The following is a 26,674-nucleotide window of genomic DNA, read 5'->3' on the forward strand; positions in this document are numbered from 1 at the left end:
CATGATCATATTCCTATCAATAGAAGAAGTGGTAGCCGCTCATTATTTTATGATGAAGAGGATGAATGACACAGCACAAGCTGGAGTGAAGAACTATTCTTTGTTGGACTCTGCTGTAAATAGACCCCAACAAACTTTGTTTGGAAAAGATGCCTATCCTTCTTTATTTGATAAAGCTAGTGCTATATTAGAGTCCTTAGTTAAAAATCACTGCTTTCATAATGGGAACAAACGGACAGCGTATCTCGTAACCAAATCGTTTTTAATGTTGAATGGTTACCATCTCCAAATGGAACGTCAATATGCAGTGGAGTTCATGGTCAATATTGCAGAGGGCAAACACTCATTTGAAAGCATAGCAAATATATTAAAGTACCATTCAGTCGTGCGGTAACATCATTTTATAATAAACGAAAGAAGCAGGGGCTCCGGGACCCCTGCTTCTTTATATTACAGTGAAAATCTCATAATTTTTTCCTTTCCCCACCTCTGAAACAGGGGCATTTGCCAACTCATTTCACTCACCGGTAACCATCGACTTTGCTGCAAGACTCCCGTCCATGCTGTTCCTTTTTTGCCTGCGAATCATTACATGCATCACGCCAAGCAACGTCAGCAAAATGCCTGAACAGATAAAAGCCGGAACCACTCCGAATGAAGTGACCAGAAATCCACCTACCACCGGACCCATGATATTACTGGCTGTCATGATGCTGCCAACCGTGCCAAACACACGCCCCGTCATGGATTCAGGGGTTTGCTCCTGAAGCAGAATTTGAAACGGTACAATAGCGAAACCAATACCTACACCTGCCAGGGCAAATAACGATATCAGCAGTAAAGTGGCTCCAAGCCCCGCATGCGGCCATACCCCAACAATCATGCCTGCTGCACCAATGACCAGACCCATCATGGATGTTCCAAGACCCATCTTGACCACATGCCCTGCTTTTTTCCACTTCTGGACGCTCATTGCCGCAATTAACGTTCCCACACCGCTGGCCGCCACGCACCATCCGAGCAGATCACTTGAAATACCCGGAAGCTGTCTAAACAGGACCACCGTCTGTGAATCGGCAAATTGCAGAAACAGAATAGCCGAAGCAAGCAGGATCAGGGAAGTCCCCACCTGAGGAAGAGAAGCGAGCATGCGGATGCCCTCCATCGTATCTTTCAAAAACGCAGCTTGTTCACCTGATGGAGCAACACCTGCTGTCTCTTTCCTTACATGTTCTACGTTCTGACTCGCGGATTGGATCATCCGTGCTCCAGGAATCCACAGCAAAATAATCCCTGAGATTAGAAAAGACGCGGAATCCAATACGAAACACCAGGTAATCCCAAAAGCTGCAACCAGCAGCCCGCCAAGAGCCGGGCCGATAATTTTGGACATCTGTTCGATCACCGAGCTGATGGACACTGCCTGCCCCAATTGCTCCTGCGGTACAATCTCCTTAAGCTTGCCGTTCTTGGCGGGCGAGAACACCACATCGAACAAGGACTTGAGAATAAGCAGTACATAGACATGCCAGATTTGATCGGCAAAAATGAACCCTCCAACGATCACAATTCGTGCACCGTCGGCAGCAATCATCAGCCACTTCCGATTAACCCGATCTGCGAGCGCCCCTGCAAATGGCCCTGTAAGCAAGACAGGCAATGCTGCACACAGCGTCGTGAACGTAATCTCCCACGGCGTAGCATTCCAGCGAATGCCCACCAGCGTAAGGATCGCCAGCAGATGCAGCCAGTCTCCCAGATTGGAGATGGCCTGCGCAGTCATTAATGTTACAAAGGATCGATTGTACTTCAGAGACCTTGGCACCTGAACCGTTAATTCGTTTGTCATTTTTTTGCTCCTCCGCCCTCAACTCATTCATCATATGAACTCATTATAGAGAGCAGGCTGTACCCTCACCTCCTGCCAGAGACGGAGAAGAAGCGGCGCCTTCCGGATGATTTTTCCAGTACTTATTTTAAAATGAAACTTTCTATGTACACTGACAAGTTGGAAAATGATTAAATTTTAATTGCTAAAAATGCAAATCTTGTGACATATCGCATGTTTTTCGTGCAAACAGACACTTACAATAAAAGTATGGCGAACCTCTGAATCGTCAAATGTAAATTCACATCAACTCCAATAATCTGAAAAGGCGGGATCAGCATGCTGGAATTACAGGAAATCGGAACCGAACGTTCTCTTCATCTGTACCGCACCTTGGCCCAGACATTCAAGAGCGTGAATGAACACGCTGTATCCGGAAGCAAAGTGCACGGCTTCAACCCCACCGCTTACGGGGTGCTCGAAGTGTTATATATGAAAGGAGCACAGCCCATTCAACAAGTCGGTGCACAGCTTCTGCTGCAAAGCGGGAATGTCACCTATGTCATTGATAAGCTGGAGCAAAAAGGACTTTTACATCGAAAACATTGTCCGCAGGACAGACGCATTATTTTCGTAGAATTGACCGAAGAAGGCCAACGTACGATGGATGACATCTATCCAGGCTACGCACACAAAATAGATCGTGCGGTCAGCGGCCTAAGTGAGGATGACAAAACGCTCCTCTCTGAGCTGTTGGAAAGGCTTGCACTCGGCGCGGATCGTTTATCCGCAAACGGCTAAAGCCAGATCATATCATCTGATCCAAACTAAAAATAACCGGTTCGCCTATAAAGGCGGTACCGGTTATTCCTATTTGTTAATCAAAGATACAGAATCCACATCAACACCGTGAGGACAGCGACGACCAATCCACCTGCAATCAGCAAATCGACAATGTAACTGGACAGACCTGAGCGGCTGTGACCCTCAATCTCCCTTTGAGTCTCTTCGTATTTGCTTTTGGCTTCATCTTCCTTGGACGAATTCAGATTATTGGGAAACATCATCCAGGCCTCCATTCAGCATGTGCTGACTATTTATCCATAACGCTAGCTGGTCTGTTCTTATTACGGACTCTGCTTAATAGCCCGCTTAACCCTAATTGCCATAACAGAAAAACGAAGGTCATTACCATGATGTACGGATATTGAGCGGTATACTCAAAGGCATCCAACTTGAATACAAAGATGGAGAACAGTACTCCACTCCCCACTCCAAGAAGCAAATACGTTAAGATTGCAAAGGTCGCTTTCGTTACACGTCCATTCATTTTTCGGGAAGCAAGCATATGATCCGCGAATAACGATAAAGGCAGAATCAGAAACAGAAGAATAGCCGAGCTGATCAGAATGCTTATGATCAATGTATACCAGAAGGGATAGTAATATGTATGTTCCGCTCGTTCCGCCAAGGGGACGTACTCCATGATCCCGATAATCAGAGAAAGCGAAGTGCTGGTTAGTATGGCTGCTAGAAATTTGATTGGGATAGGGACTAACCAGACGGATCTTATCCATTGATTTCTCATCTCAACTCACCCCCCTTTATTGGTGACTCCCCTTTAGAAAATTATAAACCAAAAAAGCAGCCAAGGAACAGCTGCCTTGATTCTCTTCACATCGTTAATGAAGTAAGATTCTCTTAATAGTCATACTACGTTACTGCCCGGAAGCCTGGGTTTGCGGCGGAGCATCGGCATTCTCAGGAACGATTAGCCGTTTGCGCAAGGCCAGTGTCGTTACCCATGAGATTATGGCAATGACAAACATGATGACAAACAAGGAGTGCAGACTTCCTTCCAATACGTTACGCAGAAGCGCCCATTTGTCATCCGACAGCGCTGCTTCTGTATGCGGAGCAAGCAGCTGATTCAGATCACCTTCCGAGATGCCTGCATCTGCAAGATGCTGCTCGTCCGACAACGTTGAAATACGGTAATTCAACCACGTACCAAACGCTGCCGCACCGATGGTCTGTCCCAGCGTACGCATGAAGGTATGCAGCGCCGTGGAAGATCCACGTTCCTTATATCCGACCGAGGACTGTGCAATAATGGTGAATATGGTAAAAGCAAATCCAAAGCCGAGTCCGTAAATAAAGGTCAGTATAAACAGCACCGCCTGAGGCGACGTTCCACCGACCAGGAAGAGTCCTCCCGATCCTATGGCGATTCCGGTTAATCCAATCACTGCGGTTAAGCGTGATCCAATCTTCATTAACAGACGGCCGGCAAGTACACTACCGATCAGCCAGCCAACCGACATTGGTGCAAGCAGCAGCCCCGATTCAGTCGCATTACCGCCCCGAACCCCCTGAACCCACAGTGGCAAATAACTCGTTAGGCCAATCATCAGGGTACTGGTTAACAGCCCGGCGATATTCGCCACCCGAATGTCCTGAATACGGAACAGATGGAGAGGAACCATCGGGGCTTGAGCCCTTTTTTCCACCACAAAAAATAAAATCATAAAGACTACTGCCACAATGCTCAGTCCCACTATAATCGGAGAACCCCAGGCATAATACTGTCCACCCGCGGACAATACAAAGAGCAATGCTGTAATACCAACGGTAAAGGTCAATGCACCCATATAGTCAATTTTGGCCGTACGAGGAGACATTTCTTCCTTCAAATAACGAAACACAAACCACATGGCCAGCAGCCCGAACGGCACATTGAATCCAAAGATCCACTGCCAGCCCAGATTATCTACAAAGTAACCGCCCAGCAGCGGTCCGGCCAGAGATGAAATGCCCCACACCGAACTGATCCAACCTTGTATTTTGCCTCGTTCTTCAATACGGTAGATGTCCCCAATAATCGTAAACGTAACCGGTACAACCGCACCGGCACCAATCCCTTGAATCGCGCGGAAAATAATCAACTGCTCCATGTTCTGCGAAAGGCAGCACAGGAGTGAACCCAGTATAAATAAGGCACAGCCAATCAGAAATACCGGCTTACGCCCGTACAGGTCACTGATTTTGCCAAAGATCGGCGTACTCACTGCCATCGTCAGCAGATAAGCAGTAAAGATCCAGCTGAGAAGCTGCACACTACCCAATTCACTAACGATGGTTGGTCCGGCCGGACCAATCACCGTGCCTTCAATCGCTGACAAAAAGGTTGCCAGCAACAATCCTGCCAAGATGAAGCTGCGTTTCAAACCTCCGGTTGCATTCACACAAACCCTTCTCTCTTCAATTCTCTATATCATTGGAACATTGATTTACACATCTCTCTTGCGCAAAAACTCATCGTACAACAGGGAATACATCACCATATCTTTGTATCCGGTTGACGTATGCTGCACCTGACGCAGCAGACCTTCCTGCGTGAATCCCTGGTTCGTCAGGAACTCTCCAGAAGCCAAATTACGCGGATCTACGAGCGCCTCGATCCGATTGAGACCCATCGTTTCATATCCGAAGGGCAGCATGACCGAAAATGCCTCCGTCATGTACCCGTGACGCCAATGTTCACGACCCAACTCATATCCGATTTCACCCCGGAATGCACCTTCGAGCTGCCATGTGTTATAACCACAGCTGCCAATAAGCCGTCCCGTCTCCTTGAGTTCGATTCCCCAGCGAATCGCCTCCTCCTCTCCTGCCATATGGTTCAGCAGCCCAATCATATCCGCCGCTTCGCTTGTCCCCATCATGGGCGCCAAATTCATATAACGGGTCACGTCCCTGTCTGACCAGCAGGCAAACATCTGGGCCGCGTCCCGACGACGCATTTTGCGCAGGCGCAGACGCCCTGTCTCTAGTTCGGGAATTCTCCCTTTGCATTTATACATGAAAAAGACACTCCGATCCGATCCATCTCTGAGACCATAAGATTCAATAGCCATCTAACCATAACCTGCACCGATTGGCAACTGTTCAGTCATCATAATCACGTCAAAAAACCGGGCCGCTTCCGCTCCCGGTCTTGTTGTTACGTATGAATCCTTCCATTTTTGAAAGTATGCCCGGGCATGCCTGTCCAATTTCAAGTTCAGACTGTAGACGTTTTCTTGTCAGTGGCAAGTAATTCCTCGCTTACGCGGCCAAAGACAGCTATGATTTCTTTAAACTCCTCTATGCCTGTCCCTGTGAGGCTCCATTGATCTCCATGGGCAGTCAGGAAGTTCTCCTGTGTCAGGTGCTCAAGCTCTTGCTTGATCTCCCGCTCCCCAACGCGATATCCCCGTTCTTCCAATAGAGGCAGCGCGTCGCCAATGGTTAAGTCCTGATTCTGAGCGAAATATAGAAGATGAATTCGTACAAAAAGATTCTGTACCTCTGCATGCATAAGCCAAGCTCCTTCCCGGGTTGTAGCCCTTCGTGATTGCTAAGTAATTACCCCAGGCAGGAAGATGAGAAACAGGAGGGTACTCACGGATTGGCCTCCTTTTCCGAAATCCTCCGCTTGACTAACCGCAGGCTCTGCACTATCTTGAAAATAAGTACCATTTTTGCTCGGGAGGGTGATTTACCATGTTTCAAGCTGTTTCCTATGAAGGAACACGAAGCGAGCAGCACACCGCCGTCCTGGGACAGTTAAGTGCTCTGATCCGCGATGAACCTAGCGCCATTGCCAATCTGGCAAACGCTGCGGCGCTGCTCAATGTATTTTTGACCGATACCAACTGGGTCGGCTTCTATCTGTATGATGGAAAAGAACTTGTACTCGGTCCCTTCCAGGGGTTGCCTGCCTGCATCCGTATTCCGCTGGGACGCGGTGTATGCGGCACATCTGCTGCGGAAAGACGTACGATGGTCGTTGAAGATGTTCATGCCTTTCCAGGCCATATCGCCTGTGATGCCGCATCGAACAGCGAAATCGTTGTGCCGATTATCAAAAACGGCGAATTGTACGGCGTGCTCGATATCGACAGCCCGCTCAAGAACCGTTTTGACGATGAAGACCGTGTCTTCCTGGAAAAGGCGGTAAGCCTGATTACAGAGCAGCTGGAATTATCCTAACTGCATGAAGTACGGGTCATAAGGCTGATGGGGAATTCCCCAGCCCTGCAATGATATGCACTAACAAAGAGCGCACTCCTCCTTGAGGTTCTGCGCTCTTTGTTGTGATTATTTTCTTCACACCCATGTTCTGCTCGCCCAGGATACTGTATGCAGCTAGGATAATTCCTGTTCCGCCTTGATCATCATCCCGTCTCGTAAAAACTCGGCCAACTTGGGGTGGTATCCATCATACATCTGGCGAAAATTTTTGTGCTCGACGTACAGATTGCCCAGATCCCGGTAGATCTCTGCCGTCGGGGTGTAATAATCCTTGATCCATTCGAGATGTCTGCCAATAATCTGCTGCACTTCCGAGCTTCCGGGTTGTAATCCATTCTCGATAGCGCTCTGCAAATCCAGATGAATTCGGTCAATCTTCGCCTGGGAGTCGAGAAAATCTTCCTTCGACTTCATCTCCTGACCCTCAGACAGGGAGGTTGCCTGCTTCGCGGAAGAGGAAATAGCGTTGTATTTCTGATTGCCCTCTGTCTGCATCTGTTCAGAAAAGTTCTTGGTTGCATGATCAGAGGTTGCTTCATTCAAAAGCCGATGACGCCCCTTATTCGAAAACCCAGCATACAGTTCATCCTCATTCAGTTCCTGCTCGCCACGTAAATAGGAGATGGTTTTGTCCAGTGTCTGAATCAATCCATGCAAATGAAGTGCCTTCTCCAGCATCTCAATCCGATGCTGCTGCATGATACGAATCATGTCTCGGGGATTGTCCCTGAGCATCGGTCTGATCTCTTCTTCCTCCATGCCTACTTCTTTACAGAAGAGAATCTGCTGCAGCCTCAACAACTCCGGTTTTTCATAGTAGATGTCTTCATCTTGACCTACGAAGGCAGGATTCAGCAGACCCGTCTCTGCGTACTGTCCCAATTCACTCAGACTTACGCCGGACATCCCGGATACATCAACCATGGAATATGCCATTTGAATACACCTCCTGACTGGCCTGTAACTTTCTCGTTCAGGCTTGATCATACTGCATTGTATTTAAATTCGAGTGTGGGATTATAAAACGTTCAACCATTCTGTACTCCACATTCCCGTTCATTTCTCTGGATGGATACACAATGCTTCGGTGACATGAACGGCATCTGATGGGTAGATTTGCGGTATGATAAGTATTTATACCCTTCTCATCAGATGTGAACCCCGGGTCATAGAAGAAAGACTATGTATTTTTTACGGGAATGGACTGATGCAGAAAAGCAAAAAAATCCTGCACCCAATAACTTGGGTACAGGATAACCTATTTTGTTTTCACCTCAAATGTCCACTCGTCCTAAACATGTCTTCAGTTCTTGTTAAACATGACAAACTTCAATTCCGTCATTTCCTCTAAAGCATATTTAACACCTTCACGTCCCATCCCACTCTGCTTCACGCCGCCATAAGGCATATGGTCTACACGGAACGTGGGGATATCATTAATCATTACGCCGCCTGCTTCGATATGATCTGCTGCATGCAATGCCGTACGAATATCATTCGTGAACACACCCGCCTGAAGCCCATACATCGAATCATTTACATGCTCAATGCCTTCATCAACCGATTCCACCGTATTAATCACGACGATGGGGGCGAATACCTCCTGACAAGATACCTTGGCATCCCGTGGAACATTAACCAGCACCGTTGGATGCAAGACGCCTCCCTCAGCCTCACCACCTGCTGCAACTTCAGCGCCTGCCTGCTTCGCTTCAGCAATCCAATCGAGTGTACGCTGTACGTCTTTGGATGTAATGAGCGCAGAGACGACAGTATCCGGGTTCAGCGGGTCTCCTACCACAACTTGTTTTGCCGCTTCAGCGAAGCGGCGAATAAACTCGTCCGCAATCTCGCTGTGCACATAAATCCGCTGCAGCGAGATACATACCTGACCTTGGTAAGTAAAAGCCCCGGTCACACATCTTGGGACCACCTTGTCAAAATTGGCATCTGCGTCTATAATAACTGCCGCATTGGACCCTAGCTCCAATGTTACCCGTTTCAATCCGGCTTTGCTGCGAATGCTTCGGCCTACAGCAGGGCTGCCTGTAAATGTAATATGAGCCATATCGGGATGCTCTACAAGCACGTCACCAATCGTTTTGCCGTCACCGCTCACCACATTCAATGCGCCATCCGGTAATCCGGCCTCCTGGAGCAAATTGGCGATATAATAGGAAGACAGCGGCGTCTGCTCCGCAGGCTTCAGTACAATCGTATTACCTGCTGCCAGCGCCGGGCCCACCTTGTGAGCCACCAGATTCATTGGAAAATTAAACGGTGTAATGGCTCCGATAACGCCCAAGGGCTGTCGCATCGTATACCCCATGCGTCCCTCTCCGCCTTTGGCTGCGTCCATGGGAACAGTCTCTCCAGTGAGCCGCTTGGCTTCCTCTGCGGCGAAACGATACGTTTCCACCGTACGATCAACCTCGGCGAGTGCCGCCGTAATCGGCTTTGCCGCCTCCAGCGCAATGATCCGTGCCGCTTCTTCCTTCCGTTCTTCCAGCAGGGCGGACAGCTTATAAAGGATGTCTGCACGCTGATAGGCAGGCATTCTGCGCATCTCTTTGCCCGCCTGAACAGCGGCGGCAATCGCTGATTGGACTTCCTCAGCTGACGCCGAGGATACTTCTGCCAGTGTTTCTTTCGAGTACGGTGCCTGAAGTGTTATATAGTCTACTGATTCGGTGGGCTTGCCCCCGATGAACAGATGTTGTTTTTTCATTTAACCTCATCCCCCATTCATGTTTACCGCAGCGTTTTCCCATACCTATTTATACACTACTTTAGCACCATCCACACAAGCCATATCTTTTATTTAACGGTCAGGACCGGACAACCTGCATGTTTCAGGACGCCGTGGCTGACACTGCCCACGACGATTTCAGCGAGCATGCTTTTCCCGGCCGCCCCCATTACAATGAGATCACAGTTTCTATCCTTCGCTGCACGGCAGATCTCATTCACGGGATCTCCAGCAATCAGCAAAGTTTCATAATGAACAGAACGAGCGGCTAACAAATCATTAACAGGTTGTATGATATGCTGCCCTTCTTCAGCGATCCGTGCCTCCAGATCCACGCCTAGTGCGGGCTCATTCAGCGAGACCGAAGGATTCACATGTACAATTATTAGGGAAGCCGGTTGTTTCAAACTTTCTGCCAGAACAACCGCTTGCTCCAGCGCCTTATGTGCATGTTCCGACCCATCAACAGCAACCAAAATTTGTTTCAACATTTTCCATTCCTCCTGTTCATTAATGATGTGTAATGGCAGCATCGATATCACGCAGATGTCTGCGGCGTACGAGAAGCACAACAACCCCGATCAGTACCATCAATGCGCCAAAATAAAACGGTGTCTCCGGCAGGAACCACTCGGATAATTTACCCGCAAGCCAAGGTGCCAGCGCACCTCCAAGGAACCGGACAAAGCTGTAAGCAGCCGATGCCACAGAACGTTCCACTGGCGCAGCTTCCATAACTGCCGTAGTAATTAACGTGTTGTTGATCCCGAGGAAAATCCCGGCAACGATAACAGCTACGATCACGGTGGTAGATGATCCCATTACTGTACCTATCGCCATCACCAGCAAATCTATGGCGAACAGGGTCAGCATAACGCTCATGGAAGGAACCGATCCGAATCGACGTTGCAGTCTTGGGGCCACGAATACAGACGTAATCGCCAGCATCAGACCCCAACCGAAGAACACATAACCAAGTCCATGTTCATCCAGATTCATGACATACGGAGAATAAGCCATCAAGGTAAAGAATCCAAAGTTATACAGGAAGGCCGTAATCGCCAATGTTTTCAGTGAAGGATAACCCAGAGCCTTGAACGGATCGGACAAGGAACTGCGGGTTTTCGGTTTGGCCATCTTAGGCAGCATAAACGTAATACTGATAAAAGCAATCGCCATCAGAACAGCTACTCCATAGAACGGGCCACGCCATGAGATGGAACCCAGTTCACCACCGAGCAATGGACCCACAGCAATCCCCAGACCAAGTGCTGCTTCGTACAAAATAATCGCTTTGGCTGTCCCCGAAGTGGACAGTCCTACAATAGCGGATAATGCGGTTGCGATGAACAGGGCGTTCCCTAGCCCCCAACCACCACGGTAACCGACGAGAGCACCTACGGTATCAGAGGTCCCGCCGAGGAAAGAGAAGACAATAATCAGCAAAATCCCACTGAGCAGGGTCCACTTCACACCAATCCGGCTGGATACAACACCGGTAATCAGCATGGCAACCCCGGTAACTGCGTTATAACTTGTAAAGAGCAGGGATACCTGACTTTTGGAAGCATGCAGTTGATCGGCAATGGCAGGCAGAATCGGGTCAACCAACCCCAGACCCATAAAGGAGATAATACAAGCGAAGGCTACCGCCCATACCGCTCTGGGCTGGGACAGCAGACCCCCGCGTGATGACGGCAATTCGTCAGGTAATGATGGTTCTCTTTTCATATGTGATTCCTCCCGGTTCATGATTTATGTTGTGAACTATTGTGAAAACAATGAAATACTCATCTTTATTTTCAGAAATAAAGGAAAGAAAACGGCACAAATGACACCGGATCTCCCGGTGCTTATCGTGGAATACTCATTTAGCAGTTTGCATCATTCGATTGAAATCAAATGCTCCATTATGTGTCATTCTCGTGCTCTTCTAATCGTCGAATACCGTTCTGAACCCGTTCACGTAATTCCTCAAGTTCCTCCTGCACGGCATGAATGCTCTGAAGTTTCTGCTCGATCAGCTGCAGCTGGTCATCCAACGTCGTTTCCATCCTGGTGAGCTTCTCGATCCGCTCTCTCACTTCAGTGGTCTGCTGGTAGTCAAAACGCTGTTCGTTCAGTGCATCCGCCGTTGCCACATAAGTATGCAGCTCCTGAAGCGAGAATCCCAGCACTTCCTTCGCCCGAACCACCTTCTTCAGATAATCGATATCTTCCCGGGTGTATAATCGTGTGCCACCGTCCGTCCGCTGAGGTGAAGGCATAACGCCGATCTCTTCGTAATACCGAATGGTACGCTTGGTCAAACCGCATTCCTTGGCTACGTCATCGATTTTATATAAACTCATTTCCTTCACCTCACTTCAATATGTCTATAATGTTATGTACATAATTATATATATTATTAACGTTAACGTCAACGTTAGATTTTAGACTCGAATATATAGTATGTCTCAAACATGAACAGATTATCCCAGTGGTAATTTTTACAATACGTTGTTAAAAGTAGTTCCCAGTTATCCTCCGCCCCTATAAAATGCAAAAAAGATCCGCTCTCGCGGATCTTCGTTCAGATGCGATTCCACATCGTGCCCTCTAAGCGCCTTGCTTCTTCTGTCCCTGTTGCTGGACACGCTGCATTTCCTTCAAGCGGCCTTCGACCTTCGTAAACAGTCGTACCGTATAGAACACAACAGCAAAGAGACTCAGAACCAATGCTTGTACATCGGTAAACCAGAAACCGAGAATACCAAACACGGTAATAATGACACCGAACTGCATCATCAGATTGGCGCTATATCGTTGTGCCTCTTCCCATAGTTCCGGGTTGCTCATCGCGCGCGGGGTACGGTAACCATATATGCCATTAATTCTTTTCGGCGGTTTTTTGTAAACCATGAACCCCAATACGAAATAACATACACCGCATATCAAACCAACAATTGCTCCTGCCACAATGTCCTCCCCTAACTCCATTCAAAATACAACACAGATATTAAAACAAAAAAACGGCTCTACGTATATACGAAGAGCCGTCCGGATCGTTTCGCAAAACTTAGATGTCCTTCACCCGCAGTACACGCATGGCGTTCAGGACAGCCAGCACGGTCACCCCTACATCAGAGAATACCGCTTCCCACATGGTGGCAATACCGAATACACCGAGCAGCAGAAAGATCGCTTTTACCCCCAGCGCAAAACCGATATTTTGCCAGACAATGGTTCGTGTCCGTTTTGCAATCCGGATCGCACTTGCCAGTCTGGATGGCTCATCTGTCATGATGACAACGTCTGCCGCTTCAATCGCGGCATCCGAACCAAGCCCACCCATTGCTACGCCCACATCGGCACGCGCCAGCACCGGCGTATCGTTAATGCCATCACCGACAAATACCATTTTCTCTTTCGGTGATTTGGCAGCTTCGAGGCGCTCCAGCTGTTCGACTTTATGCTGTGGCAGCAGCTCAGCGTATACTTCGTCTACACCTAGCTCACGCCCTACAGCTTCACCAACAGCTTTGGCATCCCCTGTCAGCATCACGGTTTTGCGGATGCCAAGCTTCTTGAGTGCCTGGATGGCAGCCGCTGCATCATCCTTCACTTCATCGGCAATGATCAGGTGACCGACATACGAACCCGCTTCGGCAACGTGCACCACTGTGCCTACGGTTTGCGGAGTCGTGTAGGAGATACCTGCCTGTTCCATCAATTTGGCGTTACCAGCAAGCACTTCCCGTCCATCCACACGGACCTTGATACCATGTCCGGCAACCTCATCGTAATCGTCCACACCCTGGGTCCGAATATCCTGAGCCCAAGCTGCGCGAATGGATTCAGCAATGGGATGATTGGAATGGGCTTCGGCAATGGCAGCAAGCTCCATCAATTCATCTTCCGTACGCCCGCCTTCAGGGCGAATGGCTGTTACTTTAAAAACACCTTTGGTTAGTGTACCCGTTTTATCGAAAACAACGACTTTGACATCGTTCAATGCTTCAAGGTAGTTGCTTCCTTTGATGAGTATACCGTTACGTGAAGCAGCTCCGATGCCGCCGAAAAAACCAAGCGGAATGGAAACAACCAGTGCACATGGACAAGAGATCACGAGGAAGACCAGTGCACGATAGATCCAATCGGCAAATGTCGCACCACTGAATACCAGCGGCGGAACGAGCGCAATCAGCGCAGCCAGAATGACAACAACCGGCGTATAATACCGGGCAAATTTGCTAATAAAATGTTCCGTTTTGGCTTTGCGGCTGCTCGCATTCTGCACCAGATCCAAAATTTTGGATACCGTCGATTCACCAAAAGTTTTCGTTACTTCAATAGTTAACATCCCGTTTTTGTTCACGAATCCACTCAGCACATCGCTGCCGGGTTCCAGTTCACGAGGCACCGATTCACCCGTCAGAGCGGACGTATCCACCATGGAACGACCTGTTTTGACGATCCCGTCCAGGGGTACCCGCTCACCCGCTTTAACCACGATGCGATCCCCAATACGAACTTCTTCCGGAGAAACCCGCTTGGTCTCTTCTCCTGTGCCAATCAGCATGTTGGCATAATCCGGGCGAATATCCATAAGCGACTGGATCGACTTCCTTGAGCGATTAACCGCCATTCCCTGAAACAGCTCACCGAGCTGATAGAAGAGCATAACCGCAACACCCTCAGGATATTGACCAATGGCAAAGGCACCAATGGTGGCGACGGACATGAGGAAGTATTCATCAAATACCTGACCGCGAATGATATTTTTGAATGCCTGAAGGACGATATCTCCCCCTGCGATCAGATAAGCGACAACATAGAGTGCAAGCTGCGCCCATCCTTCCAGCGGAGACCAGATCGCGGCTGCCACCAGAATGGAACCCGCCGCCAGACGTGCCAGCAGCACCTTCGTCTGCCCAGCGCCATGTTCATGCGAGTGTCCGGCATGCGCGTCGTGATCGTGACCATCTGCATGACCGTGATCATGTCCGGCATGACTTCCATGATCATGCGCTTGCCCTTGAATGCCGTGATGATGGCTGTGGTCATGTGCATGATCATGCGCTCCATGGTTATGGTTATGGGCATGACCATCATGATCGTGCCCACTCGAAGCATGTTCATGCCCGTGGGTCACACTACCTGCATATGCGTGCATGTTGCCGGATGTCGAGCCTTCTGTCGCGGCAGTAGCACGACTTCCGTGCGAAGGCTTCCCTTTTTCCGAAATACGAATATGCGGCTCCAGCCGAAGAACTTTGCGTTTCGCTTCCTCCACCACCTGCTCATCCATATCGGATGTAGTGTGCATGGATAAAGTTTTGGTCACAAAATTGACCGAGCAATCGGTAATGCCTTTAATCTTTTTGACGCCATTCTCAATTTTCAATGCGCAGTTCGCGCAATCCAACCCATCCAGCAGCAGTTCCCTTTTCACCTGTTCCTGTCCGGTTCCCATGTGAACTCTCCCCTTTGCAATACGTAAAACATGATGGTTATCCGTAATCTTTCGTATTTACAATCAATATATGAGCAATCATTCATATGTTTAATTACCCCTATTATATGCACGCCTAAACACGAGTGTCAACAATTTCAGTTGATTTTTCATACAGAATATGCTAATAGTAATCATTTCGCTTTAGACGTTTTTTGGATATAATAGGCTTATCGAAGAACAACACTTCATCTTAGGTTGAATTCATATAGGTGGTGATAGGAAATGGAACAACCGGTTAAAGCTCCAGCCGAATGCGACGCGGCCTGCTCTGGAACAGAGGCTGACGTGCAGACCCTTCGTGCTTCTCTCATGGATCGTGAGACCTCTTCCGAGATGGCCGACTGGTTCAAGGCTTTCAGCGACCCGACCCGGCTTCGTATTATTGATGCGCTGTTGCAGAAGGAATTATGTGTACACGATCTGACGGTGCTGCTCGATATGGGACAGTCGGCCATTTCGCACCAGCTGCGGTCACTCCGCAACATGCGGATTGTCAAGCGGCGCAAAGAAGGCAAGACCGTGTATTATTCTCTGGATGACGCTCATATTGAGCAGATCTTCCTGCAAACGCTCCAGCATATTAAACATGGCTAGGCATTAGCCTGCCTGTTCACACAAGAGAACCCCCGCCTCTCGGCCTTAGCCGATGGACGGGGGTTCTCTTGAATAAGGGCACCGTTTTGCCAGAAATAGAAGTTTATCACAGGTCTAGCTAAGGGCTTGCCTACTCCGGTTACAATAGATTGTTATTCTTCGGATCATACAGGCCGGATCGTACCTTGAACCAGTTGAAGATATGCGACACACACACTTTCAGCACCGCGTATCCCGGAACGGCCAGCAGAATGCCCACTACACCAAACAGATTGCCTGAAGTCAGAATAACGAAGATAATCGTGATTGGGTGAATCTTGAGCGTTTTGCCCATGATCTGAGGGGAGATGAACTTCCCTTCAATTAATTGCACGATTGTCCACACCGCTACCATCTTCAGCAGCATCACCGGGGAAGTCACCAGAGCCACGATCAGCGCTGGCGTAATCGCGATTGCAGGTCCCAGGTACGGAACAACACTCGTGAACGATGCGATAATCGCAAGAATCAGCGCATAGTCCAGACCAATAATCATATAACCGATATAGAGCAGAATACCGATGCAGAAACTAACGATAATCTGTCCACGAATGAATGAACTGATCTGGTGATTGATATCTTCCAGCACATGCATTGCACCCGTACGACTCTTGATTGGCAGGAAAGACAGAATTTTCGCTGGAAGCTTCTTGCCGTCTTTCAGCAGATAGAACAGGATAAACGGAACCGTTACAATGGACAGTACCGTCTCGGTGAACGCACCGAGGAATCCGCCCAATTTGGTCCAGGTCGAATTCAGAATTTCAGTGGCTTTCTGGGATATCGTGCCCCACCAGTCTTGAGCATTCAGATTCACCGCTTCCTGGAACTGACTGAACAGCTGGCTGCCCGTAAGTTCCTCAAACTGATGCTTTACCGTCTCACTGTATGTTGGGAAATTTTCGATCAGCCCCATAATCTGGTTGCGCACGACCGGAATGACTGCCAGCACGACGACTGTCAGGATGCCTCCGATGGCGAGATATAAGATCAGAATGGACCAGCCGCGCTTGATCTTCCACTTTTCCATGACATCCACGAGCGGATTCAACAGGTAATAGAGGATACCCGACAGAATAATTGGCAGCACGATCGTTTTGATCAGCACCGCGAGCGGATGCAAAACAAAGGATACTTTGGTAAGAACCATCACGTTTAGTCCTACCAGCAGCAGAATTAACAGAAAAAGCACGAACTTGTTATTCAGAAAAAATCTCTTAAACCGGTCCGGCCAAATACGGGGTTGCTCGGGTTGCTCCATAGGCTTGTCTTCCTCTCTTATGTATCCTTAATCAACGAATGAACTATAAATCTGCATGCTCTTTCCCTGCGAATAATGTTCCTTGTACAAGCCAACATATGTATAACACATGAAGTTTATACGTATGGCGCTGTTTAACCGTTTCAAATTAGACCAGTACGTTCATTTTACCCTAAAAAGAACCTTCTGCCCCATACGAATCCAATGAAAAATATCCCTATCAAAAAACGGCTTGCCTCCGAAGAGACAAACCGTCAATAGGTCAGCAGCATCTGAGCCCCAGGCTCACGTCCGCTGTTCGGTTTATGCTTTTTGCTTACGCTTTTCCCGCCAGTTGTGCAATCAACTCATACGAGTGCAGACGTGCCTGATGATCATAGATCATCGACGTAATAATTAGCTCATCTGCTTGGGTCTGAGCAATAAATGATTCCAGTTGACCGCGAACGGTCTCCGGAGAACCATTCACAGCTGCTTTCAGCGTCTGCTCTACACCCGCTTTCTCACGATCCGTCCATTTGCCTTCCATATCGGCTGGTGGCTGCACCAATCCGGTTGTGCCACGAATAATGTTCAGGAACTGCTGCTGCATCGTCGTACCAAGCCATGCGGCTTCTTCGTCGGTATCTGCAACGACTGCATTTACACCTACAATCACATGAGGCTCCTTCAAATGATCGGATGGCTGGAAGCTGCTCCGATACGTTTCCAGTGCAATCCGGGTGTAATCCGGTGAGAAGTGGCTGGCAAAAGCAAAAGGCAATCCCAGCTGCCCTGCGAGTCGAGCACTGAAATCACTGGAGCCAAGCAGATAAATCGGGATATTCAAACCTTCACCGGGCACGGCGCGTACGGGTGCATGATACGATGTAGCAGAAGCATCGAAATATGCTCTAAGCTCAGCCAGCAATTCGGGGAAATCTTCACCGCTGTTCAGGTCTTTGCGCAAAGCAAGAGACGTACGACGGTCACTACCCGGTGCACGGCCCAGCCCAAGGTCTATACGGCCTGGATACAGGGACTCCAGTGTACCAAATTGCTCGGCAATCACCAGCGGCGCATGGTTAGGCAGCATGATTCCGCCTGAACCGAGACGAATGGTCTTCGTTCCACCTGCAAGATAACCAATGACAACCGAGGTCGCGGAAGAAGCGATACCCGGCATGTTGTGATGCTCCGCAACCCAGTAGCGGTGATATCCCCAACGCTCTGCGTGCTGAGCGAGATCCAGACTGTTGCGCAACGCATCCGCAGGTGTGGCACCTACAACGACAGGAGCCAAATCCAGAATGGATAATTTAACGTCGTTAATATGTTTTTTATGGGATGCAGCTGTGTTTTCGGTAGACATAATAGAAAAATCTCCTCTATAGTTATATTTTTATTTTTGTATATCCAGATATATAGATTTAAAAGCGCAAAAATTGATGTACAGAGCTGCTCCTCAGCCGTTTACATCCGGACGGAATACCCGCCTGCACCTGCATTCCTGCTTCCGTCTCGGCGTCCGGCTTATAGCTCGTGCTGTACGTACTCGGCAAATTGACGAATGGTTTCTTCGTTGCGGCGATAATACGTCCACTGTCCCCTGCGTTCGGAGATCAGCAGCCCGGCTTTGAGCATGGTCAGCAGATAGCTGGATATGACGGATTGAGCCAGTCCGGCCTTCACCTGAATCGTACCCACACATATGCCACTCTTCCCTGAATCCGGATGCTGGGATAGCTCCAGTGGCGGAAAGTGCTGCTCCGGGTTTTTGAGCCACAACAGAATCTGTCGACGTGTCTCGTTGGATAATGCTTTGAATATGAGTATAGGTTCCATGGGTAAGATTATACCGCCTTTCTTTCATTTTGCAAACCAAACAGACCGATTCGGGCGAACGAACCGGTCTGCCAATAAATACATGTGTATACGTTTAGAACTTGGTGCTGACCGTTTCTTTTACTTGTTCCAGCATGGACTGATAAGCCGTAGCTTCCAAATATCCGATACTGCCGAACAGCAAGTGATCTACCGCTTCAATACCTACAAAATCGAAGATACCGATATCGGAAGTCATTTTTATGCTGGCAGTCATGCCGATTTGGTTGTAAATTTCACTTGGCGTGCCGTGTGTATTAATGATCAGACCTTTTTTACCCGTCAGCAATTTCTCAATGCCTGCTTCACCGGAAGCATAAGCAAAACCGTATGCGAATACACGATCAACATACCCTTTTATGATTGCTGGAAGACCTGTCCACCAGATGGGATAAATAAAGGTGATGGCCTCTGCATCCTTGACATATTGCTGCTCGGTTGCGATATCTTCAGGTGTCTGTCCTGCACGCATGGACGCTGTATCCGCCGCGCTCAATACAGGCTGGAATCCAAGTGAGTACAGATCCCGTACAACGACGTCGTGGCCTTGAGCCTCAAGTGTTTCCACTGCGGTGTTCAAAATGGCGTTGTTCAAGCTGTCTGTGTTCGGGTGCGCATACACGATTAGATGTTTCATAAGAAATAATCCCTCCAGGTTTATGATAAGTTTGCTGCAAAAATGGTAAATCAATACTTCTCCATAATACATAGACGTCTATGTATATGTGCAAAAAAATGGTTGAAGCACTTTGTATACATCCGATTTGTCTCTGGTGTGGGATTATGCAAAATGCTTCATTATAATTTGCGAACGATACCGGTTAATAAGTTCTCCAGCTGTTCTGCCTGATCATCAGTCAAATGACCGTACACCATCCCATTAATCTGGTGTGATACCTGATGGAATACAGGTTCCAATTGCAGGCCCTGTTCTGTCAAACGAATCATCGTCACTCGGCTGTCTTCGGCACTCTTACTGCGTTCTACATACCCCAACTTCTCCAACTTGTTCACCAGTACAGTGACAGTTGGTTGGGTCCGATGGACTCGCTCCGCCAGCATCTTGATGGAAAGTGCATCTTCACGGTAGAGGAACATCAGGATGTCACCGTGGGACGGGACAATTCCTGTAACATTATTCTTCTCCAGCTCCTGAACAATCTGTTTGTTAATGTGATCTCTGATTCTTGCGATCAGTGCAATTGCGTTGTAATTTGGCATGTGTTCATTATACATAGATGTCTATGTATATTCAAGTCTTTTTATATCACAAGCCCTCGACCTTCCAAAAAGGAAGAAACGGGGCATGTGATATTTATATATAAACATCAGATCACGTGAAGCTTTAATCAATCCACTGCGTGATTTTATCCAAGGGCTGACGGGATTTCTCGCGTGGAGGATTTTCCGCCCGATATCCAAAGGCTGCCATGGCAGAAACATCCCATAATCCATCCTCCAGGAGACCTTCTTCATCCAGAAGACGATGTACAGCCTCATAGTTAAACCCTTCAATCGGGCAAGAATCGATGCCAATCAGCGCTGCAGCTGTCATCATATTGCCGAGTGCAATGTAAGTCTGTTTGGACGCCCAGTCCAATAAAGTACGCGGGTTCTCAAGCATTCGTTGGTTCTTTTGAAACTTGCCATAAGCTTCACGGGTTAACTCAAATACGTCATCCGGCATGCCCTTGATTTCTTTCAGCATATATTCCGCGTAAGGCGAGTTGTAACTTGCATCAGACCGGGCCAGAATGACAACAAAATGGCTTGCCGTTGCCAATTGTTTCTGAGCCCCTGAAGAGACTTCGGACAGGCGTTTGCGCAAGTCCGGGTTCTGTACAATCAGAAATTTCCAAGGTTCCAAACCAATTGAGCTTGGCGACAATCGTCCCGTTTCTAGAATAAACTCAAAATCTTCTTCCGAAATGATACGTGAAGCATCAAACTGTTTGGTTGCATGCCGAAAATGGTAAGCGTTCAAGATGTTTTCTTTCGTAATGGCTTTTGCCGAGGATTCCATATGTCTGCACATCCTTTTCTTGTTTATGTTCATGTTTATGGTCTAAACCTGAATACCTAAGTATTATTTTAGAGTTTATAATCAAAATATAAAAGTACGCACAATAATGTTTCTTAGTTTATAAAAGTAACTATTGTTATCTAACAAGGTTTTCAATGATTAAGGGTGCCCCTATTGTAACAAAAAACAAGTCGCTATGGACCTGCTGCTCCCCAAGGCGACTTACCTGTGATTCGTGTCATAAAATTACAACAATTAGAGCTGTTCCATGAGCTCATTTTCCGAGATAACCGTAAATCCCTCTTGCCGCAGCAAAGCAGACGTAACCCCTTCGCCCACGACTTTGTGGTTAGCAAAATTCCCATCGTAGATCATCTGTGTACCGCAGGAAGGACTGAATTCTTTGAGCACCACACAGGTGACATCCAGTTTTTGCGCCCATTCAAGTGTCTGATAGGCTCCTTTAATGTACAGATCCGTGACGTCATTGCCACTTTTCTCAATTACCTTGGCTGTACCTGCCAGCACATCCTTACCCGTACCGCCGATAATTTCAGCTGGCTCCCGCGGGGTGGAAAACCCTCCAAGCAGCTCCGGGCAGACCATCTTTGCCTGTTCCTGCTCCACAAGCTCCTGAATCTTTGCATCCAGACTCGCTGTTCCGTTGTAACGGCAGGCTACGCCAGCAAGACATGAACTCACCAAATATTTCATCGTTATGCTCCTTATGCTCCAATCATCTATTAAATTGATTGTACCATATGAAACCAAATCTTAGAGGTTTGCATCCCTTGTGATCATCGTAATACGAGCATCCTCGTTATATCGAATCTGAAAAACATCCCTTGTCGATTCCAGTTCAAATGTAACGATTCCCGGTGCTTCGGTATTTCGATGAAGTTTATATGCTTGAAGATCAACTTTGAATATTTTTTTAATTAAAGGCTCTACCTTTTTCCTGAGGGTCGATTCCTTAACTTGAAGAAGCTTCTCATGATAAGCCTCCACTTCTTCCCAGGTAGTATAGTCTTTTTGATAAGAATTCGCATCTATAACGGCATAATTAATACCCAAAGTACCTTCAGTCGTCTGAACAAAATAGTGATTTTCAAAGCTAAAAGTAATCAAATCTCTACCATTCTCATCATCTTTTGTCCGGTGTATGCTAATCAGATCAAGATCAGCGTTGCCAGTAAACGCCTCAATGGAATCTTCTGCATACGCCAAAGCTGTTTGAGAAACTTGTTTAGGATCGAGATCACCGGAAACAGAGATCGCTTTATCCTGCACCCAAATAATCTCTCCATAGCTTTTTTCATTCTCTAACATTAGAGTAGTATACGATTTCGGTTCCAATTCGCCCTGCTTCATACTCACATATCGCTTGGCTGATACTGGTTTGAGCGCAGGGTCCCCACCAATACCCTGTAGCAGTGACGATACTTGACGCAAATAACGATGCTCCAGCTCACTAGCTGACATCTCCCGTCTCATCTGTACCTCACGTAGATTGCCTGTTGCCGCATCAAGCCAGATCAACGCATATTCTTCATCGCCTTCTTTTCCAGCCTCGACATACACTCTACCAGAGACAGGCAGGTCCTGCACTTTGGTTATGAGTAATTGTTTGCCAAGATAGTCTCGCATCGTGACAGCTACATTCTTTTTCATCTTGTCTGTGAGCAGGCTCATGCCGGCATCATCCGTATATTGTAGCGCTGCTGTGGGATATACTTTTCCGATTACAGGCTCCACAATCTGGCCGTTCCAGAGAATGACCGCCGTTGCCACGGCTGCAATCGTCGTGTACGCCATAACGGCTCTGCGGGAGCGAAAACGGCGTCTGTGTTGATTGGGTAGTTTTTTTTGCTCGGCAGACTTAACCCCAGTATCACTCATTTTCTGTGCAGATCCCGATTTGAGCCAGGCTACCTGGCGAAGTACGTTCTGTTTATGCTCCTCGGTAAAAGGAGACGCCGCAAACGGCTCCTGTCTGACTACTTTTTCCCATTCGTCATCCTTATGTTTCATTCGCTCCGCTCCTCCCACTGTTTCCTTACTTTGGCCTTCGCCCTGGACAGTCGCGATTTGACCGTTCCCGCGCTGATGCCCAGCATTTCAGCAATTTCACTCGTCGTAAGCTCATACTTCAGATGCAGCAAAAGCAATTCCCGGAATTTGTCCGGCAGAGCCATGATAATGTCCCAGATTTCGTGAACGTGCTCCCTGCTGATCGCCTCGGCTTCGGCAGAGGGGTGAACCAATTTTTCAGGCTTCATCTCACCCAAGCTCGTATTAACCTGTTCCGTGTGGATTGGCAGTGTCTCTCCCCATAAACTGCTGCGAAAAAATCTGGACTTCCGGTATGTAAATGTCGTGTTCCTAGTAATGGTCAGCAGCCATGTCTTCAATGAGCATTCTCCTCGAAAATGGGCGATCCCGGAATACGCCCGGATAAACACCTCTTGTGACAACTCATCCGCCTGCTCGTTACTTTTGGTCAGAAAGTACGCGTAGTTCCAAACATCGTTCCCGTACTCATCCATCATGCTGCTAAGTGTGTAATTGTCGATCGTCTGAGCGTGTTCCAGATATTGATAGTCCAACTGATGTTCACCTCACTTAATAAGACTGCATCCAATCGGGTTTGGTTCCCAAACGGTATATTTCTTCTCCCTATCCTGCAAAATAAATAAACCAGCAAGATCCACATGTGCGGAATGCGCTGGTCTATTTATGACAAAGCTATATCTCTTCTTTCTTCCTAATCTCGCAGCCAGTTATGCCTTAACCGCAGCCATCATGAGAAACATCGGTCGACGGCTCTCGTCTCGCATACCGGGAACCTGTTCCATCATCTCTGGGGATGGCTTGGACTCCGCTACCTGTTGAATGACAAACCCGGCCTGAATCAATTCATTCAGATGAGTCGCCAGGGTCCTGTGATATTTAACCACATCCTGATTTAGAAAATTCGCTATCCGCTGCCCTTCTTCTTGATAATGATCCACGGGCCAGTGCATGATCTCGCCCTGAGGTCCATAATGCCAATCCTGCTCCGCCCGCGCCGTGAAGATCGGATGTTCCGCAGACAGGACAAACGTACCTCCTTGAACAAGACATGCATTGATCTTGGCATATACCTGATCCAGACGCTCGATATAATGCAAGGCCAGTGAACTGATAACCACATCGAATTGTCCGGGTGCAAAATCAATATCCTCCATCGCCAGACGCTGATACTCGATATAAGGGTCATCCGTCATCTCGCGTGCACGTTGCAACATATTTGCAGACAAATCCACGCCAACCACAGAACGTGCACCTTGCTCACGTGCATATCGACAATGCCAGCCAAAGCCGCACCCAAGGTCCAGTACGCTCTTGCCCTTCAAGTCCGGCAGCATCGTTTTCAATTCATGCCACTCGCCAGCAGCCTCCAATCCGTGTGTCGATCGGGCCATCTGACTGTAATTGCCGAAAAATTCGTCTTCATCGTATTTATTTTGCTTCATAGCGATCCCCCCGTGTCATCCAAGATAATCCATTCATTAACTCTATCATATAAACGTATTAACAAGCCAAAGACCCGCCTGATCCGCAAGGATCAGGCAGGTCTTTTATTCGAGCTTCCGATTGCTTTGAAGACGGCGCAAAGGTCCTTAAGCTCACTTTGACACCTTACTTGGACAAGCCGTACGCTTTTCGGATCAGCGAGAAGTACTCATCCGCCTTCACAACCTGGAATTCTGCTCCAAGAGATTCCGTGATCGCCAGAACATCCGATGGTGTCATGCTCCACGCGTTGATGCCAACCGAGATAAACGTTGGAGAGCTGCCATCCCACTCGGACTTGGTAGTATTCAAGATATTTTTACCATCCTGCACGGTTGAGATGCCTCGCAGAATGGAGACCGGAAGGCTCCCATTCATAATCTGAACATTGGCTTTATCTTCGCCTGCGAGGAACAGGCCTGGAAGTTTATAGTTCTTCTCGTACGCAGTTGCAATCGAATCACTCAGCGGAACGTCCTTACCAAGTTCACGATTGAGGACAAAAGGGTACGACATGTTCGTCTTTTTCAGATAAGAAAAGGTTTGTTTCAGATACTCCGGAAATGTGCCTGTTGGCCAGACATTTGGATTGAAGTAACCCACTCCGGATGGGCCTGCAACAAGCTGATCATTTGGTGTTGCGGTTGAACGGTAATAGTTTAGGATGGCAGGAGCTGCATCATAGAGTAACGGACTAGAAGTCCAGTTGATAGGCACTTTACCCCGAGCGGGATCAGCCCACAGGTTGCGCATATGATTCTGATCGTATTGCATGTTGTCACCTTCGCCGAAGGTATAGGTTACATAGATTTTGTTCTCTAGCTTGGATTTTACCGGTTTGGGAGCAGGCTGTTGTTTTACGTTTGTTCCTGAAAATACGGTCATGTTATGGAACCAGTCGGAAGGAACAACATAGACACCATGACGAGATGTGAGTTCTATGCCAGCAACTTCGCCTTCAAAATCATTGTCGAACCAACCCAGATAAGGAGTCCCTGACTTTACATCAGACAGAATCTTCTCGAACAGCGCCTTTTCCTCTGGCACACTGGTAGACAACCAGAACACCATGGCTTTGTTCGCTACGGCATAATCGCGGAGATAGCCATAAGGTTCCTTTTCTTCAGACGAGAGTGGTTGAACATTGCTCGCAGATACCTTGTATTGGTTCCACATCTCGATCGATACGGTTAGTTGCTTTGTGTCCGCTGCAGGCTTAAATTCGTATACAAAGTAGTTTCCATTATCTGCGAAGCGGTGATCGCTTCCAGGCAAAAATTTGGAGTTATGTCGGTCATAGAGAAACGCTTCTTCCTCAGAAGAACCCGTTTTGAAATCCGCAATAATCTGTCCATCTGCTTTCACCGTCACTTGATGAACGGCAGGCCCCCAGCCATCCTGAGGAAAGGCATCATTAAAGCGAAGGTAGACCGCTTCTTTTCCCAAATAGGATGACAAGTCATAGTCATAGGTCTTCCTGTTGCTTGCATCACGAATCTGTTCCTTCTCGACTCCAACCGTTTGGAATGAATCAAAATTCCCGGACGGAATCGGGATGGAGGTGTCTGGACTCAATCCGACCAACATTCGTTGAGTGGTCTGGCTCCAGAGATGCTCATACTGCCAGTTGTATGCATCCATACGATTCTTGAACTTGCCCTGCAAGTCTTCGATTACCGACAGGTGGTACGGTGCAGCAGTCAATTGTTGAGCCAGTTCAGGACTGGCAACAACAGCATTTTTGAGCCCGGCAAGTGTCGTTGCCACGTTAATGGAGTCCGGCAACTGCGGATCGTATACGATAATGCCTTTGATCTCTTTCGCATATTTCTTGAGAACGTCCATTACGTTGTCATGCTGCTTATAAGGGACGTTCAAGTCCTGCAGCCAAGGGTCTACTTTATTCTGTTGAATGTAAATTCGTGGTTTTTCCCGATTGATAACTCCTTCAAGCGTCGTCAAAAGCAATTTGATATCGCCAGATTCCTCATATACATTCGCCACATCCAAACGTTCTACTTTATTGAACGTTGGAAGCGCTTGATTTTGGGGCCATTTCAAAGAGTTTGTATGTTTCAACTCATCTGTGGCAGCAAATGCGCTAGCCGATAACACGGTTGTACAGACCAGGGCAACACACAAAACAGTTAATTTACGAATCATAAAGTTCATATCTCCTTTTAATGTTT

29 protein-coding genes are annotated in these 26,674 nt (G+C 47.9%); 4 read left to right on the top strand and 25 right to left on the bottom strand.

Annotation, left to right across the window (positions count from 1 at the left end):
• Position 1: 1 nt before the first annotated feature.
• Positions 2–394 carry a type II toxin-antitoxin system death-on-curing family toxin gene (locus PPA03S_RS22680; protein ID WP_062326254.1) on the top strand — a complete coding sequence of 131 codons (393 nt, stop codon included), beginning with the start codon at positions 2–4 and terminating at the stop codon, positions 392–394.
• A 123-nt stretch (positions 395–517) separates the two neighbouring features.
• On the opposite strand, the gene PPA03S_RS22685 is transcribed toward PPA03S_RS22680, so the two are convergent.
• Entirely contained in the window at positions 518–1,849 is a 1,332-nt protein-coding gene (locus PPA03S_RS22685; protein ID WP_062326255.1) for an MFS transporter, read from the bottom strand.
• Positions 1,850–2,167: 318 nt separating this feature from the next.
• Between PPA03S_RS22685 and PPA03S_RS22690 the strand changes: the two genes are divergently transcribed.
• Positions 2,168–2,629, top strand: a complete 462-nt coding sequence (locus PPA03S_RS22690; protein ID WP_062326256.1) for a MarR family winged helix-turn-helix transcriptional regulator — start codon at positions 2,168–2,170, stop codon at positions 2,627–2,629.
• Between the two features lie 80 nt (positions 2,630–2,709).
• On the opposite strand, the gene PPA03S_RS22695 is transcribed toward PPA03S_RS22690, so the two are convergent.
• The 6 genes from PPA03S_RS22695 to PPA03S_RS22715 all read right to left on the bottom strand — a co-directional run bounded on the left by PPA03S_RS22695 (position 2,710) and on the right by PPA03S_RS22715 (position 6,188).
• On the bottom strand, positions 2,710–2,895 hold the full coding sequence (locus PPA03S_RS22695; RefSeq protein WP_139295705.1) for a hypothetical protein: 186 nt from the start codon (positions 2,893–2,895) through the stop codon (positions 2,710–2,712).
• A 26-nt stretch (positions 2,896–2,921) separates the two neighbouring features.
• On the bottom strand, positions 2,922–3,416 hold the full coding sequence (locus PPA03S_RS22700; RefSeq protein WP_157284326.1) for a hypothetical protein: 495 nt from the start codon (positions 3,414–3,416) through the stop codon (positions 2,922–2,924).
• A 130-nt stretch (positions 3,417–3,546) separates the two neighbouring features.
• Complete coding sequence (locus tag PPA03S_RS22705) at positions 3,547–5,055, bottom strand: MDR family MFS transporter (RefSeq protein ID WP_082704280.1); 1,509 nt, start codon at positions 5,053–5,055, stop codon at positions 3,547–3,549.
• A gap of 63 nt (positions 5,056–5,118) precedes the next feature.
• Entirely contained in the window at positions 5,119–5,691 is a 573-nt protein-coding gene (locus tag PPA03S_RS22710) for a GNAT family N-acetyltransferase (protein WP_062326323.1), read from the bottom strand.
• 54 nt (positions 5,692–5,745) lie between these two features.
• Positions 5,746–5,889 carry a hypothetical protein gene (locus tag PPA03S_RS33410; protein ID WP_167666086.1) on the bottom strand — a complete coding sequence of 48 codons (144 nt, stop codon included), beginning with the start codon at positions 5,887–5,889 and terminating at the stop codon, positions 5,746–5,748.
• Between the two features lie 2 nt (positions 5,890–5,891).
• A complete protein-coding gene (locus PPA03S_RS22715; RefSeq protein WP_062326260.1) occupies positions 5,892–6,188 on the bottom strand; it encodes a hypothetical protein in 297 nt (98 codons plus the stop codon).
• Between the two features lie 185 nt (positions 6,189–6,373).
• Here PPA03S_RS22715 and msrC point away from each other — a divergent pair, with 185 nt between their 5' ends.
• Entirely contained in the window at positions 6,374–6,862 is a 489-nt protein-coding gene (msrC, locus tag PPA03S_RS22720) for a free L-methionine (R)-S-oxide reductase MsrC (RefSeq protein ID WP_062326261.1), read from the top strand.
• Positions 6,863–7,018: 156 nt separating this feature from the next.
• Here msrC and PPA03S_RS22725 read toward each other — a convergent pair whose 3' ends face one another.
• From PPA03S_RS22725 to PPA03S_RS22755, 7 genes are all read right to left on the bottom strand, one after another.
• Positions 7,019–7,840: a MerR family transcriptional regulator gene (locus tag PPA03S_RS22725; protein ID WP_062326262.1), complete on the bottom strand. Its 822-nt coding sequence runs from the start codon at positions 7,838–7,840 to the stop codon at positions 7,019–7,021.
• Between the two features lie 367 nt (positions 7,841–8,207).
• Positions 8,208–9,632 (bottom strand): aldehyde dehydrogenase family protein, encoded by a 1,425-nt coding sequence (locus tag PPA03S_RS22730; RefSeq protein WP_062326263.1) that lies wholly within the window; start codon positions 9,630–9,632, stop codon positions 8,208–8,210.
• Positions 9,633–9,721: 89 nt separating this feature from the next.
• Positions 9,722–10,144 carry a universal stress protein gene (locus PPA03S_RS22735; RefSeq protein WP_062326264.1) on the bottom strand — a complete coding sequence of 141 codons (423 nt, stop codon included), beginning with the start codon at positions 10,142–10,144 and terminating at the stop codon, positions 9,722–9,724.
• Between the two features lie 19 nt (positions 10,145–10,163).
• On the bottom strand, positions 10,164–11,384 hold the full coding sequence (locus PPA03S_RS22740) for an MFS transporter (RefSeq protein ID WP_062326265.1): 1,221 nt from the start codon (positions 11,382–11,384) through the stop codon (positions 10,164–10,166).
• Positions 11,385–11,563: 179 nt separating this feature from the next.
• Positions 11,564–12,004: a helix-turn-helix domain-containing protein gene (locus PPA03S_RS22745; RefSeq protein ID WP_062326266.1), complete on the bottom strand. Its 441-nt coding sequence runs from the start codon at positions 12,002–12,004 to the stop codon at positions 11,564–11,566.
• 247 nt (positions 12,005–12,251) lie between these two features.
• Positions 12,252–12,611 carry an SdpI family protein gene (locus tag PPA03S_RS22750; RefSeq protein ID WP_062326267.1) on the bottom strand — a complete coding sequence of 120 codons (360 nt, stop codon included), beginning with the start codon at positions 12,609–12,611 and terminating at the stop codon, positions 12,252–12,254.
• A 100-nt stretch (positions 12,612–12,711) separates the two neighbouring features.
• Positions 12,712–15,108, bottom strand: coding sequence for a heavy metal translocating P-type ATPase (locus tag PPA03S_RS22755; RefSeq protein WP_062326268.1), 2,397 nt, complete (start codon positions 15,106–15,108; stop codon positions 12,712–12,714).
• Between the two features lie 264 nt (positions 15,109–15,372).
• On the opposite strand from PPA03S_RS22755, the gene PPA03S_RS22760 reads away from it, so the two are divergent.
• On the top strand, positions 15,373–15,744 hold the full coding sequence (locus PPA03S_RS22760; RefSeq protein WP_024632971.1) for an ArsR/SmtB family transcription factor: 372 nt from the start codon (positions 15,373–15,375) through the stop codon (positions 15,742–15,744).
• A gap of 139 nt (positions 15,745–15,883) precedes the next feature.
• Here PPA03S_RS22760 and PPA03S_RS22765 read toward each other — a convergent pair whose 3' ends face one another.
• The 11 genes from PPA03S_RS22765 to PPA03S_RS22815 all read right to left on the bottom strand — a co-directional run bounded on the left by PPA03S_RS22765 (position 15,884) and on the right by PPA03S_RS22815 (position 26,648).
• Entirely contained in the window at positions 15,884–17,044 is a 1,161-nt protein-coding gene (locus PPA03S_RS22765; protein WP_062326269.1) for an AI-2E family transporter, read from the bottom strand.
• Positions 17,045–17,360: 316 nt separating this feature from the next.
• The gene (locus tag PPA03S_RS22770) at positions 17,361–18,395 is read right to left on the bottom strand and encodes an LLM class flavin-dependent oxidoreductase (RefSeq protein WP_024632969.1); all 1,035 of its coding nucleotides are present in this window, start codon (positions 18,393–18,395) and stop codon (positions 17,361–17,363) included.
• A 161-nt stretch (positions 18,396–18,556) separates the two neighbouring features.
• The gene (locus tag PPA03S_RS22775) at positions 18,557–18,868 is read right to left on the bottom strand and encodes an ArsR/SmtB family transcription factor (protein ID WP_062326270.1); all 312 of its coding nucleotides are present in this window, start codon (positions 18,866–18,868) and stop codon (positions 18,557–18,559) included.
• 94 nt (positions 18,869–18,962) lie between these two features.
• Positions 18,963–19,544, bottom strand: a complete 582-nt coding sequence (locus PPA03S_RS22780) for an NAD(P)H-dependent oxidoreductase (protein ID WP_062326271.1) — start codon at positions 19,542–19,544, stop codon at positions 18,963–18,965.
• A gap of 161 nt (positions 19,545–19,705) precedes the next feature.
• On the bottom strand, positions 19,706–20,143 hold the full coding sequence (locus PPA03S_RS22785) for a MarR family winged helix-turn-helix transcriptional regulator (protein WP_326100344.1): 438 nt from the start codon (positions 20,141–20,143) through the stop codon (positions 19,706–19,708).
• Positions 20,144–20,252: 109 nt separating this feature from the next.
• Positions 20,253–20,930 (bottom strand): NAD(P)H-dependent oxidoreductase, encoded by a 678-nt coding sequence (locus PPA03S_RS22790; RefSeq protein WP_062326272.1) that lies wholly within the window; start codon positions 20,928–20,930, stop codon positions 20,253–20,255.
• 255 nt (positions 20,931–21,185) lie between these two features.
• Positions 21,186–21,644: a 2-thiouracil desulfurase family protein gene (locus PPA03S_RS22795; RefSeq protein WP_062326273.1), complete on the bottom strand. Its 459-nt coding sequence runs from the start codon at positions 21,642–21,644 to the stop codon at positions 21,186–21,188.
• A gap of 60 nt (positions 21,645–21,704) precedes the next feature.
• Complete coding sequence (locus tag PPA03S_RS22800) at positions 21,705–22,961, bottom strand: hypothetical protein (RefSeq protein WP_062326274.1); 1,257 nt, start codon at positions 22,959–22,961, stop codon at positions 21,705–21,707.
• On the bottom strand, positions 22,958–23,536 hold the full coding sequence (locus tag PPA03S_RS22805) for an RNA polymerase sigma factor (protein ID WP_062326275.1): 579 nt from the start codon (positions 23,534–23,536) through the stop codon (positions 22,958–22,960). Before PPA03S_RS22805 ends, PPA03S_RS22800 begins: the two co-directional genes overlap by 4 nt.
• A gap of 174 nt (positions 23,537–23,710) precedes the next feature.
• Positions 23,711–24,445, bottom strand: coding sequence for a class I SAM-dependent methyltransferase (locus PPA03S_RS22810; protein WP_062326276.1), 735 nt, complete (start codon positions 24,443–24,445; stop codon positions 23,711–23,713).
• Positions 24,446–24,611: 166 nt separating this feature from the next.
• Positions 24,612–26,648: a GxGYxYP domain-containing protein gene (locus tag PPA03S_RS22815; RefSeq protein WP_062326277.1), complete on the bottom strand. Its 2,037-nt coding sequence runs from the start codon at positions 26,646–26,648 to the stop codon at positions 24,612–24,614.
• Positions 26,649–26,674: the final 26 nt, after the last annotated feature.

The sequence above is a fragment of the Paenibacillus pabuli NBRC 13638 genome, from assembly GCF_001514495.1.
Taxonomy (GTDB): Bacteria; Bacillota; Bacilli; order Paenibacillales; family Paenibacillaceae; genus Paenibacillus; species Paenibacillus pabuli.